The 12,876-nt window shown below is 48.4% G+C and carries 10 protein-coding genes; 7 read left to right on the plus strand and 3 right to left on the minus strand.

Translation table 11 applies throughout. From position 1 onward, the window contains the following. Window positions 1-19: 19 nt before the first annotated feature. From QTP81_RS15545 to QTP81_RS15555, 3 genes are all read right to left on the minus strand, one after another. Complete coding sequence (locus QTP81_RS15545; protein ID WP_289367209.1) at window positions 20-1,549, minus strand: general secretion pathway protein GspF; 1,530 nt, start codon at window positions 1,547-1,549, stop codon at window positions 20-22. A gap of 152 nt (window positions 1,550-1,701) precedes the next feature. Further along, on the minus strand, window positions 1,702-4,149 hold the full coding sequence (locus QTP81_RS15550; protein ID WP_289366761.1) for a LamG domain-containing protein: 2,448 nt from the start codon (window positions 4,147-4,149) through the stop codon (window positions 1,702-1,704). Window positions 4,150-4,151: 2 nt separating this feature from the next. Beyond that, window positions 4,152-5,384, minus strand: coding sequence for a hypothetical protein (locus QTP81_RS15555; protein WP_353059728.1), 1,233 nt, complete (start codon window positions 5,382-5,384; stop codon window positions 4,152-4,154). Window positions 5,385-6,170: 786 nt separating this feature from the next. Here QTP81_RS15555 and QTP81_RS15560 point away from each other — a divergent pair. Genes QTP81_RS15560 through QTP81_RS15590 form a run of 7 tightly spaced genes read left to right on the plus strand, consistent with a single transcriptional unit; the run spans window position 6,171 to window position 12,876 of the window. Then, a complete protein-coding gene (locus QTP81_RS15560; RefSeq protein WP_289366762.1) occupies window positions 6,171-8,879 on the plus strand; it encodes an HzsA-related protein in 2,709 nt (902 codons plus the stop codon). A gap of 10 nt (window positions 8,880-8,889) precedes the next feature. After that, window positions 8,890-9,654, plus strand: coding sequence for an SH3 domain-containing protein (locus QTP81_RS15565; RefSeq protein ID WP_289366763.1), 765 nt, complete (start codon window positions 8,890-8,892; stop codon window positions 9,652-9,654). After that, the gene (locus QTP81_RS15570; protein WP_289366764.1) at window positions 9,624-10,325 is read left to right on the plus strand and encodes an outer membrane beta-barrel domain-containing protein; all 702 of its coding nucleotides are present in this window, start codon (window positions 9,624-9,626) and stop codon (window positions 10,323-10,325) included. The genes QTP81_RS15565 and QTP81_RS15570 overlap by 31 nt, the downstream gene beginning before the upstream one ends. 10 nt (window positions 10,326-10,335) lie before the next feature. Further along, window positions 10,336-10,863 carry a TlpA disulfide reductase family protein gene (locus QTP81_RS15575; RefSeq protein ID WP_289366766.1) on the plus strand — a complete coding sequence of 176 codons (528 nt, stop codon included), beginning with the start codon at window positions 10,336-10,338 and terminating at the stop codon, window positions 10,861-10,863. A gap of 4 nt (window positions 10,864-10,867) precedes the next feature. Continuing rightward, window positions 10,868-11,119 carry a DUF4266 domain-containing protein gene (locus tag QTP81_RS15580; protein WP_289366768.1) on the plus strand — a complete coding sequence of 84 codons (252 nt, stop codon included), beginning with the start codon at window positions 10,868-10,870 and terminating at the stop codon, window positions 11,117-11,119. Next, entirely contained in the window at window positions 11,119-12,252 is a 1,134-nt protein-coding gene (locus QTP81_RS15585; RefSeq protein WP_289366769.1) for a DUF3570 domain-containing protein, read from the plus strand. The genes QTP81_RS15580 and QTP81_RS15585 overlap by 1 nt, the downstream gene beginning before the upstream one ends. 33 nt (window positions 12,253-12,285) lie before the next feature. Continuing rightward, on the plus strand, window positions 12,286-12,876 hold the full coding sequence (locus tag QTP81_RS15590; protein ID WP_289366770.1) for a hypothetical protein: 591 nt from the start codon (window positions 12,286-12,288) through the stop codon (window positions 12,874-12,876).

Here is a 12,876-nt window from a genome sequence, read left to right on the forward strand (position 1 = left end):
TGTACTCTACCCCACTGCTCTAACCTATCGTGCCGTTAACAATCGGCTCGAACGCGGTTAACGTATCCATTAATGACGCATTACCCAATCCGTGCGCTGGGAATAGTTCTTCAAATCGGCTTTGCTCACCGTGTAACGCTAGATAATTTAAGATCACCGTTTCTACCAACAAATTGACGTTGTTTGCCGCTGGTGTAGCGGCTGTTTCTACCGAGCCGTCGCGACGCATAAAGCCAAGCTGCTGATGACGCGCCTGTTGCTCTGGTGTTGCGCCAATCAATTGCGGCGTTCCGCCTGGGTTATATACCAAGAAGAATGAGCCCGCGGTTGAGGAATTATCGCCCGTCCAAACACCTTTGCCGCGACCATTCACTGAATCGTCAATCATGCCGTTACTAAATACCGAGCCATCACTGTAGACATACATCATTAATGGCATACCAACACGCGCCGCGTACTCCAAACACGCGCCCATGCAGCGTCCGGCGCGTAAGTCACGGACTTCACCTGTTGCGCGGTTGCCAACGTGATAATCATAACCACCCATGGTAATGGTGCCGGCACCTGCGAAGCCGTTAATCACAAGCTTCATGACTGACGCGGTTTTCTGGAATTCACGATCGCTGTCAAACTCTTCTTGCGTGAAAATGCCGTTCGGACCGACAATATCAGGATCGAGAGTGGGGTCTAATGTGCTTGGGTCGCCGAAGCGGTCAGTGATATCGGCACTTTTCACATAACCACAGCGAACGAGATCTTTTAGTACTTCATCAGAGGTGATTTGCGTATCTACTTGGCCGAGTTTCATATCGCTGATGCGCTGGATAGATTCCATTACAGCTACCGAATCTTGTTGGCTTAACAAGCCAACTAAATCACCGGTATCCACCAAGCCAGTTACATCCGAAGGTCGGTCGACTTTCGTTGGGCGCACCGCTGGGTCAATCATATTGAATGGTGCCATTGAATTTGCGCCTGAGTCACTGGTGCGCGATCCAATTAAGCTCAACAACGAGCCATCAGCACCGCCTTTAAAGATCCCATACATCGGGTTGTGCGGATTGTTGCCGGTATCGTTTTCCGATCGAGCGGGGATGACAGCACCATTGATGTTGGCGCGATTAGTCACATTAACCTTATCTAAAATGCCGCGTAAGAATGCACTATCAGAATGGAAGGCAAGGCCCAACTCATTGTTAATGAAATCACTTAAGCCAGTATCTGGGTTGGCAATACTCGGTAGCATATCGCCGGGCAAGCCTTGACGGTTGTAGCCCTGAGTACTCAAGAAATCGAGCTGGCCACCTTGGCCACCAATTAACACGTTTGAACCGGCAATATTGGCACCACCGGCTAGGTCAAATACGATAAATGGAATTTTGCCGGCCCCTTGAGTGGCAATACCGCATTGCGATTTCAATGCTTCTAGATCGGACGATAAGTCTGCATGCGCCTGGCGCGGTGCGGCAAACATACTGAGCAGCGAGGTACCTACCACGGTGCCGACACCAGCGGTAAAGCCTTGCGAAATAAAGTCGCGACGCGTCATTGGCTTGGCGTGATCGTTAAGTTTAAGCGGCGCATCGCAATCGAGCGGCGCATCTAAGGGGTCAACTTTGCTCGTGGTGCGGCGCGCGAAGCTGTAAGTAGTTGTCGATTGTTTTGGCTTAAATGGATTCATCTTGTTCTACTCCTTAACGCCTATTGGATTGCCACTACAGCACTGCCGAGCACCGCTGCACAGCTGGCTTTTGCGACATTGCGCGTGGTGCTCGCTGAACAACTATTCGTCTGTGTACATTGGGTCAATCGGTCAACCAAATTGTTTAATTCAGTCGTGACATTAGTGGTACTTGGTTGCGAGCCAATATTATTGCCTAGCATGCGAGTGGTAAGCGGTGAAAACAGCGCATTGCGCCCCGCGCTATCAAACGCTGATTGTGGTGCCAGAGCAAAATCGAAATCTGGGAAATATGCACTGCGCAGTGAATTATCTTCAACTAGCGCATCACAGTATTTGATTGCTAACTGGGTAATTGCCATTTGATTTGATGCCAGGAAGCTACTCATATCGGTGACGCTAGGCAACTGTTGACGTAGTTGATCAAAGGTTGCTTTTACGCCTGATTGGTTCGCCGCAACTGTAGTCAAGGCTGCCATGCTGGCATTGATTTCAGCAAAGTTGCGGATACCAATCTCTGGCTGCGGCTCCAAATCGATCGGCGCAGCCGGCGTAGGTGGCTCTGCTGGAACGCGAACATACTGTTCATCACCGAGTCGGTCGAAGGTCAGGAAGAACTCATCTTGCTCTGGACCTTTTTCAAGACCAATAATCGTACCTTGCGATGATAATTGCTGGCCCAAATCAGGCACGTATTGAGCGCCAACAATCTCGGTAACCAGTGGTGCGAACACTTGTCCGCCTTGCGCTTCTCGGCCATTGATACCAATACGCATGCCTTCTATAGCAATGCCGTCGACATTGACTCCTTCGGCAAGGCTAACAAAGAATGGCTCACTGAATAGGTAGCTGTAGCTGTCAAATTGACTAACTTCAAACACGACATAGGCTTCAGGGACGTTAATAATGTCAGATATCGCGAACAGCAAGAAGAACTTCTGGCCCACACCAACATCGAAGTTTTGCATGATTTGCTCGGGTGACAAAATTCGATTGTGTACCGCGACCATACGAATCGTTCCGGCCCACGGCACATCACCTGACGCTTCATTGCCTAACACAAATGCAAAGCTTGGATCCCACTCATTGAGGTTGCCCGGAGCAACATCATCAAAGTCATCAGTGAACACACCATTTACGTAGATTTGACGTCCATTTACCGCGTCGTAGTTAAACACGACATGTTGCAATGCGGCTTGTAAATCTTCGTCGGCATCGGCTGTGGAAAGGGCAGGCATACCATTGCCATCAGTATTATTGGTGCGCAATAGCGCATCATAGTTGTACAAGGTTTGCCCTAAGGTGAAGTTACGACGATCGCGCCCCCCCGAATAGCTTACTATACGTGCAGGCCCTTCTTGGGTGACATTTGCTGGCGCGACCCAAGCTTCAATACTGAACTCACCAGTGGCAGTAATCAGATCGTGCATTTTTCGACTAGCACTCGTCGAGCCTTGGGCTTTGCCGTTGCGCAATTGCACACCCCAGCCACCAACCCAGTCAAACTGACCGCTCAGCGTGAGATCCAGCGCAGGTTCAATACCACTGGTATCAAATGCAATGTTGCCAAAACCGGTTTTAAACTCCCATTTACCGATCAGGTTGGTCTCAAAGCGACCGCCGCCACTGGCCAAAGTACCTTCGAATAAAGTTGTGGCCGCCGAGTTGATTAAATCACCATCGAGCTGAGTCGCTTCAATCGTGTCAGAGAATGCTTGTATAGCATTGGTCAATTGCAACGCATCGGCTTGGCAATCTGACCAGCAATTGTGAAACTCATCGCGGATCCGAGCGACCAAACGAGAGTCACTTGGTGTGTCTAAATTAATTCGGCCTTTCGATGCTTGGTAGGCTTCATCCACATCGTCCGACGCAAAATACGGTGCAATCGGAATTGCCGCTGAGCTGGTATGGCAATCTGCACAGTACTGGTTCACGATAGGGTGTACGGTGTTGGCAAACTCTGTTGCATCAGCGGGAAAGTTTTTGTTCGCGCCAGGCTCGCGTAGGGCTGGTGCTTGGAGCTGAATGGTCGTCGCTTCCTGTTCTTGATTGGCCCAGTTACCAATCCACGTCGTCATAATGTCGGTACACGCGGAAGTACTGCTTAGCCAACAGTTGTGACCACCAGCGACTTTGCTGATTAGCTCTGAATCACTGGGTTGTGAGAAGTCGATATACGGGTTGATATCTGCATAAGCTAAGTTGATATCATCGTTGCGGGCAAAGGCTGGAGATTGCTGTCCTTGGACGTGACACGCGCCGCAGCGATCAGCGGTAGCTAAATTGTCCCATACCGATAATTTGAAGTTTTGTACATCGGCTGTTGCAGGTGCAGGGCCGTTGTAATTGATTACGGGTTGCTCAAGCGGCGGTGGTAAAGGCGTTTGCTCAACTACAGTGTCGCTGCCGCCACCACACGCACTCAACAGTACTACCGAAAATGAAGTTAGGAGGAATTTTTGCATGATTATTCTCCCATACAATATTCGGCTGTTTGCGCGAATACTTGTTTTAAACGATAACCGTCTTGTTGAAAGTCTGCGGTGATTTCATCGATTATTGCGCGATCATCGGCATCTTGTGGAGCGCGTAAACAGACATTTTCAAAGACTTTTTTAACTTGACAGGTGGCAAATGTCTGACTTGAGGCTAGCTCTTCTCCCATAGACTTAGCGCCATAGCCAAAGCCGTCGAGTTGCTCAGACCAACCGAGGAGCTGATTGCTGCCATGTCGCCAATAGTTATCCCATCGGTCGTCTTGGGTGACATAGCCATATGGGAAATTACCTGAGTTGATCCAATACTTAGCCTGAACGCGCAAACCGGTCTGCGCATCAGTTTCACCCACTCGGTTATACACGATTTGACCGTTCTCTCCTTCAGGGTCGGCATCAACATTGTATTCGTAGTTATAGTAAGCGAAAGATTGCGCAAGTGGGTCCATACCGGAATGACAACCAACACAACTGTTGATAAATATTCGTGAATCACCGCCGGGGCTGCGGCTTAAGTCTTGACGAATGCGATCAGGCGGCAAACTGGTATCTTTTAACCCTTCTAAATCAGTACACATATGATTCATTAACGTGAAGCGCAACATGGCGCGATTCGTACCGTCTTTAAAGAAGGATTTGGCTGCTGCGCGGGTGGTCATAACCCCAGCGGTAGCATCCGCGGGTAAACCAATGACCTGCGATTGCGAGGTGGCAACTAGCGCCGAGCTTAAATCAACCCCTTGCGCTTCCATCGCTTCATAATGCGCATTGTTGGTGTTCTGATAAGCGGGCAAACCAAGACCGCTATCGCCCACGTAGAGTATGTCGCCAGATAGTACCAAGCGAAAATCAACATCATCACGTACCATGCCGATCACCGTCGCGGTGTAATCATTCAATGGCGCAAACACGTCAAATTCCTCGTTGGTCCAGGGGGTAACAAATTGCTTGAGTGTGACATTGTAAAACGCTGGATTCTGCATCGCGATTTCGGCGGCACCTTGAGCATCACCGGCTTCAATCAGGGCGCTCATTTGTTGCAATGTCTGCGCATCACCTGGGACACCAGCGAGCCGGTCATGCATGCGCTTGCTTTGTTCTAGGGGGCCCGCATAAACTGAAGGACTGCTCAATAGTATTGTGACTGCAGCCATTGCTATTAGCGGTTTACAGCCACTGCGATTGTTATTGTGTATTAACCGCATATTCTCTCCTTTAATACGTCAATGAAGAGTGTGAAAAGACGTATTCTGCCGAAACTATAGAAAGCGTTTAGTGATCAATAAATAGTCACTCACGTGTTTGCGTCTAATTTTTCATACCAAAGCATTGTTGCTACTTTGCGAAAACGATATCCATTATGTTGACAACTATCCGATTAGATTGCAGGTGACCAATTTCGATAAATGACGCTAAAGCAGCGCATTTCATTTTTCGTGCCTACATAGAAAAAAACTAAGAAATCAGACGGTTAGTAATTGGAAGGAAATAGTTCACCAGACTGACTATTATTATAGATGCCAATTCCGTTCCCAATCAAAGACATTCTGTGTTTTACCACCGTTTAGTAATCAGTCTTTAAGGTTTTACTAATTCAGTTAAAACCGAGTTTTCGTAAGGAATTGCACGTAAGGTTATAGATAAATGAGAAGTGTGGTTTTAAGTCTACATAGCTAATAAACCAGAAGCGATGGGAAAAAATATCTAAATTTTTTCTGTACTGAAATCAGTAATATAAGATACTTGAACGGATACCTTAAACCACTGCTTAAGGTATGGTTTTTTATTACTTTGTTCAAAAAATAACATTGCTGCTCGCGCGAGGGTGTGTGATTTTCCGCTACCTGTGGTATTGCCATGTACTTTTATGGCACCTGACTTACGAGTCAAATACGAGTGATTGTCGATACATTGAGACACTTTCACAATTTATTGAGCAGAGTATTCTTGTTCGACACGATTAACATACGCAAGTAACAACCGAGGCCTGTATGAACGCACAACTTAACATGCAGATAAACACCGCGAAGATTCGCCTAGGGGTTGTGATCGTGTCTACACTGGCGCTATTTTCCTGTGGCGAAGACGTTTTACCAAGCGAAGAAAATCAAGCACCTGATCCGGTTGTTGTTGATGTTCCTGTGGCGTTTATTAAACGCGATTTGACCGTGGTAAATGAAGACAATATGGCCAGTGTTCGAGACCTTTCGCGACCTGCTCAGTTCGTCCCGGGTAGCGCACTGTACATAAAGTCTCGGGCATCGACGTCCGCGGAAGAACGCAACCTCACGGACAGTTTATTTATTCCCGCTGATGTTGAAGATCCCACGGCTGTAGAAATAGCTCCCTATGATGTTAAAGACTTAAGCGCTTCTTACGATGGAACTCGACTCATCTTCGCTTTGCGTGCACCAGAAACGGAAGAAAACCCGGACCCAACTTGGGATATTTACGAGTACTCTCGTGAGACTGATGAAATCCGACGTGTAATCAGTTCCGACATCGTTGCTAACGCGGGGGATGATACGGGGCCGGTGTATTTGCCGGACGGTCGCATTTTATTTAGTTCCACCCGCCAGCGCGCCAATCAAGCAATTCTATTGGATGAAGGTAAGCCACAGTATGCAGGCCTTGAAGAAGGGCTAGATGTGCAAGCTTCGGTGTTGCACGTTATGAATAGCGATGGCAGCGAAATTCAGCAAATTTCGTTTAACCAAAGCCACGATCTCGACCCAATCGTTGCGCCGAATGGCAAGGTCGTATTTAGCCGCTGGGACCAAGCTGTTGGTGACAAAGGCGTGCATCTATATCAAATGAATTCAGATGGCAGTGATTTAGAAATCCTCTACGGGAGGCACAGTCATAATCAGGGCGGTCGCGAAGTGCAGTTCACGCAAACGCGGATTACGCCTGATGAACGGATGTTGGTGGCACTTACTGAATTTGAACCCGAGCGCCTCGGAGGCGACTTCACCATCGTCGACGCACAAGGTTTCTCTGATTTGGACGTGCCAACAATAGGTAATCCTGGTGGCAGTGGTGCCGCGCAAACGCAAGCGCTGTTTGACAATGTTGATGCGAGTGCAGAGTTTTCTTTAGGCGGATTATTCGGGACATTGTATCCATTGTGGGACGGTACGGGGCGATACATTTATACTTGGAGTCAATGCCGCGCACTGGAACCGTTACCGGAGGGAAGTGCTGAAGGTACGCCTCAGCGCGTGGTTCCATGTAGTGAAGAAATTATTGCCGACCCCGCTTATTCGCCAGCCCCACCGTTATTTGGTTTGTGGTTTTACGATCCTAATGACAATACGCAATTGCCGCTGACCGTACCAGAAGAAAATGTTGCATATATGGAAGTTGTCGCGATGGAATCACGCCCCTTTCCCGCTAATCCTGAATTACCAGAGCTAATCCCCGAGCTAGTTGACGAAAACCTAGGCGTTGTCCATATCCGCAGCATTTACGACTTCGCTGGTAGCGATGCCAGTGCTCAGGGCATAGATGCTATGGCTAATCCTACGCTGGTACCCATCAATGGACGCGCGGAACGCTTTTTGCGAGTCATTAAAAGTGTTTCCATCCCCAATGAGGATACATTGGAGTTTGATAATAGTGCGTTTGGCCGTAGCCGCGCTAACCTAATGCGCGAGGTGCTCGGGTATACGCCAATTCAACCGGATGGCTCAGTCATGGTAACCGTGCCCGCCAATGTACCATTTGCGATCACTATTTTAGATGAGAACGGCCGCCGCATATCACCACAACACAATAATTGGTTGCAAGTGATTCCCGGTGAAGTCAAAACCTGTAATGGGTGTCACACGAATGGCAGTACCGCACCTCATGGACGCATGGAGGCCGAAGCTGCCTCAATTAATTTGGGCGCTCCAACGAATGGCGGAGCATTCCCCGGCGCAAATCCTGCGATGTTTACTGACATCGGCGAGACCATGGCACAAACTTATGCTCGCGTTTTAGGGCTGCCTCGTCTAACCCCTGATCTGGTCTTTGCCGACGTATGGAGTGATCCAGCAACAACGCCACTGGCACCTGCGATTAATGTGCAATATGCCGATATGGGCACACCATTACCTATCTCGCAAGCGTGTGCACAAAACTGGACGTCATTGTGCCGAATTGAAATCAATTATCCTGAGCACATTCAGCCAATTTTTGAGCGCGTGCGCCAGACGTTAGATAGCGATGGCATGCTGCTTACTGACAATACCTGTGTAAGTTGCCATACCAATACCGACGCCGAAGGCATGACTCAAGTACCCGCGGGACAGCTTGAACTCACTGCGCAGGCGTCGCTTGATGACCCGGATGTGATGACCAGTTACCGTGAATTGTTTTTTGGTGACAATGCCCAAGAGTTAGTTGAAGGCGTATTGGTTGATATCTTGGAATTAGTGTTCGATGAAAATGGTGATCCGGTATTTTTGCGAGACGAAGACGGGGAGCTGATTTTAGACCCCAACGGTAACCCCATTCAGTTAACCGAAACCGTACCGGTTCAATCGACTATGCGGGTCCGGGGAGCCGTCGCGAGTGACCGATTCTTTGAAATATTTAACAATCCAGAGTCGAGCCATTACTTATGGTTAGAACCGGTCGAACAAAAATTGATTGCAGAGTGGCTTGATGTGGGCGCGCAATACTACAATAATCCGTTTGCCATCCCACAAAATTAACATGGTAGTTATGTCCAAATACCGGCTTAGGTTGCCCGTTTATCAATCAATTGTCAGTGCGACGCTGTTCTGGCTTGTATGTTTCACTACTGCTGCAGATGAATTGCCGGTGGTTATTGCAGAGCCTTTTGTGGAGTTACACACGGGCCCAGCATCTGAATACCCAGTGTTTCACGTTGCGGAAAAGGGTGAGCAAATAGTGATTTTGAAGTCGCGCGCAGGTTGGTACAAAGCGCGCACTCGCAAAGGTATAGAGGGCTGGATTTCAGCGGATGCGTTGAATCAAACCTTGCATTTAGACGGTGAGGCTGTACAGGTGTTTACCGGCACCTTTGAAGATTATGCTCAGCGCGATTGGGAAATGGGAGTGAGTGTCGGCTTGCTCGAAGATGTTACCGCGATGAGTGCTTCAGTGGCGTGGGTTGCCACACCGAACTTGGTCACCGAGTTAACTTACTCACAGGCGCTGGGTGACTTTGCAGAAAACAAATATTGGACAGCTCGTATCGTACACTACACCTTCCCAGAATGGCGATTAACGCCTTACTTGTCGATTGGTGCAGGGCAGTTGCGGACTAACCCGCGAGCAAACTTGGTCGCCTCAGGCGACGACTCTCGAACCAGTGACATTTATGAAATTGGTGGCGGGCTACGCTATTACCTCAGTGGGAATATGGTGATGCGTTTGGAATACAAAAGCGTACTGGCTTTAACCCAGCGCGATGATCAAGAGGAGTTGGAAGAGTGGAAACTCGGCGTCACAGTGTTTTTCTAAGCAAATTGTTGGGTATTCGCCAGCAATGGATAGGTTGTGTAATGTTGTGCGCAGGCATCAGTCTGACGATTGCACCAGCGGCACATGCGCAACAAGTCGGTGCAGCGCAAAATACCCCACCGCCTATTATTGATCCGAATGTACAGCGTCGTACTGTTGACGAATCTGATATAGATTCGGAAAACTTTGAAATCACGCCGTTTGCCGGTTTCCAAACCATTGAAGACTTTGGCAACGACGTGGTTTACGGCGTCCGCTTAGGTTATCACGTGTCAGAGAGTTTCTTTGTTGAAGCGGCCTATGGGGCGGCTACGGCGGGCACTACGAGTTTTGAAGAACTGTCGGGCGGCGCCCCGTTTTTAACTGACGAAGAACGCGATTTTGTGGTTTACGATTTATCCCTGGGTTACAACTTTAATGGCGAAATCTTCTTTGCCGATGGTGTAGCCTTCAATACCGATTTTTACGTCTTGGCAGGTGGTGGCGGTACCGACTTTGGAGGCGATGAGCGCTTCACACTGACATTAGGGGCCGGTTACCGCGTGCTCCTAACCGATTATTTATCGCTACGTTTGGACGTGCGCGATCATATCTTCAATAGCGATTTGATTGGCGAAGAAAAATCCACGCATAACATGGCATATACGCTCGGCGTGAGCGTATTTTTCTAGGAGTTCGATTATGCAACCTAAATACAATATTTTTACTGACTTCCCCAAATTAGCCATGCTTTTAGCATTGTTATTGGTGCTAACTACTCTGACAACGGAAACTCAGGCAAACACCGCAAGTAGCGAGGCGCCAGATTTCACGTTGCCGAGCCGCGATGGCGATAATCGACGACTCGCTGAAGAGCGCGGCAATATCGTGCTAGTTAACTTCTGGGCGAGTTGGTGTGGTCCGTGCCGTGAAGAGCTCCCAGAAATGGAGGCTCTACAACAAAAATACGAAGACATGGGCTTTACCGTATTGGCTGTTAATGTAGACGACAAACCAGAGAAGGCTGACGTGCTTCTGGATGATATTGAAGTGACGTTCCCCGTATTGTTTGATACCCAAGGTGAAGTCAGTGAGCTTTACGATGTAAGTGCAATGCCCACGACGGTTATTGTTGACCGCAATGGTATTGCTCGGCTAACTCACAAAGGCTATACCGCGGGCGACGAAAAGAAATACGAAAAAGCGATCAAAATCCTAATGCGGGAATAATGTTATGCGTAAATTGATTCGACTACTCTGTGCGGCAACCGTTGTCGCATTAACGACGGGCTGTGTTTCTACTGATGAATACGCCTTTAACATTGAGCCTTGGGTGAAACCCTATGAACGTTCAAATTTGGCAGACCCAATTATGAGTATGAACCGCAATCCAATAGCGCGTTCATATGCCAAGCACGTGTTTGAGTCACGCGAGGGAGCTCGTGGGGCAGACGGTGGTGCTGGTGGCGGCTGCGGATGCAACTGATGGCTAATTGTCGGCTATTTATAACGGGTGTTTTACTGCTGCTAAGCACGTCTAGTTGGGCGGCAGTATTACCCGAAGACCGCTCAGATGTGATGTATCACTATTACTCTGGCGATGGTGTAACTATCGATGGACCGTCTATCTTACTGCGCAAAAAAATTGGTAATCGCGTTTCATTATCTGCCAATTATTATTTGGACACGGTGTCTGGTGCGTCAATTGATGTGCGTGCGACAGCGAGTCCGTATGTTGAAGAGCGTGAAGAAACGACATTGGGTGCAGACTTTCTGCACAATAAAACGCTAGTGAGTATGAGTTACACCAACAGCAGCGAAAATGACTTTGAAGCAAGCTCTGCATACATCGGAATTAGTCAGGATTTTTTTGGTGACCTGACCAATATCAGCTTGAGCTACGCTAAAGGCTGGGATGAAGTTGGCCGTCGCGGTGATGAGAATTTCTTAGAGGAAGCCGACCGCAACAAGTACGGAATAGGCATTACCCAGATTGTTACGAAAAGTATGATCGTGGGGTTTTCCGCTGAACACATTTCTGACGAAGGCTATTTGAATAATCCGTATCGCTCGGTGCGTTTCTTAGATGACAGTGCCGCGCGCGGCTTTAGTTTTGCAACCGAGATCTATCCTGAAACTCGCTCGAGTAACGCGGTATCACTCAACGCCAACTATTACTTGCCTTATCGAGCCGCAATATACGCTGATGTGCGCTGGTACAATGACACCTGGGGAATTACCGCGAGTAACGGTAAGTTAGGGTATATCCACACCATCGGTGACGATTGGATCATTGATGTCTACGCGCGCTACTACAGCCAAGAAAGCGCCGATTTCTATCAAGATTTATTTGGTCGTCCGAATGAATTTAATTTTATGGCCCGCGACAAGGAAATGAGCACCTACAGCAATTTCACTGCTGGGATTAGCGTGGCTTACGAATGGCAGTTTTCAGCGAGCGCCATGATCAAGAAATCCAGTATTCAGTTCGAATACGACTACATGCAGTTTGATTACGATAATTTTCGGGATGTGACCGCCGATGCCCCCGTCGGGGAAGAGCCGTTATTTGGGTTCTCGGCCAATGTTATCAAAGTTTACGCATCCATTTGGTATTAAGTACTGATGCAAGCGGTGCAAAGGAGTTTTCATATGTGGCAAGAATTTAAACGCGTAGGATGGGCCAACGTAGTGATGTTGGTATTACTGTGTGTCGCTGCGGGCTTGTCTTTTGTCGCGCGAGCGCAAGATAGTGACGTAGATGATTTGGGGTTGCTAGCGCCGCCTCCGGCTGCCACTGAGAGTGAATTAGCGGAACAAATCGAAACCCTGCAACAGTCATTGGTCAAGTTGAATCGCGACCTGTTTATTTTGGAAGAGGATTTACTTTTCCCGTCGAGCACACAAGTCGTGGTGTACCTGTCCATGGATGTCGGCACTTATTTCGATTTAGATTCGGTCGAGATTAAAATTGGCGATGAGACCGTGACCCATTATTTGTATACCGCGAAACAAGTTGATGCACTTGTTCGCGGCGGAGTGCACCGCGTCTATATTGGTAATATTGGCCAAGGTGAGCACGAGTTGAGCGCCTTTTTCCATGGCACTGGCCCAGAGGAGCGTCCGTATAAGCGCGGTGTAACCTTGGCGTTTGAAAAAACCGATGACCCAAGCGCAATAGAGCTACAAATCGTCGATTCGACTATGGCGCAACAACCCGAATTCATAGCCACTGCGCTGTAG

It is taken from the genome of Neoalteromonas arenosi (genome assembly GCF_030362855.1).
Taxonomy (GTDB): Bacteria; Pseudomonadota; Gammaproteobacteria; order Enterobacterales; family Alteromonadaceae; genus Alteromonas_E; species Alteromonas_E arenosi.

Bases quoted from the DNA above. Each gene is read 5' to 3' on its own strand.
- QTP81_RS15545 (WP_289367209.1), bottom strand. From the start codon at position 1,549: ATGACGCGTCGCGACTTTATTTCGCAAGGCTTTACCGCTGGTGTCGGC.
- QTP81_RS15550 (WP_289366761.1), bottom strand. From the start codon at position 4,149: ATGCAAAAATTCCTCCTAACTTCATTTTCGGTAGTACTGTTGAGTGCG.
- QTP81_RS15555 (WP_353059728.1), bottom strand. From the start codon at position 5,384: ATGCGGTTAATACACAATAACAATCGCAGTGGCTGTAAACCGCTAATA.
- QTP81_RS15560 (WP_289366762.1), top strand. From the start codon at position 6,171: ATGAACGCACAACTTAACATGCAGATAAACACCGCGAAGATTCGCCTA.
- QTP81_RS15565 (WP_289366763.1), top strand. From the start codon at position 8,890: ATGTCCAAATACCGGCTTAGGTTGCCCGTTTATCAATCAATTGTCAGT.
- QTP81_RS15575 (WP_289366766.1), top strand. From the start codon at position 10,336: ATGCAACCTAAATACAATATTTTTACTGACTTCCCCAAATTAGCCATG.
- QTP81_RS15580 (WP_289366768.1), top strand. From the start codon at position 10,868: ATGCGTAAATTGATTCGACTACTCTGTGCGGCAACCGTTGTCGCATTA.
- QTP81_RS15585 (WP_289366769.1), top strand. From the start codon at position 11,119: ATGGCTAATTGTCGGCTATTTATAACGGGTGTTTTACTGCTGCTAAGC.
- QTP81_RS15590 (WP_289366770.1), top strand. From the start codon at position 12,286: ATGTGGCAAGAATTTAAACGCGTAGGATGGGCCAACGTAGTGATGTTG.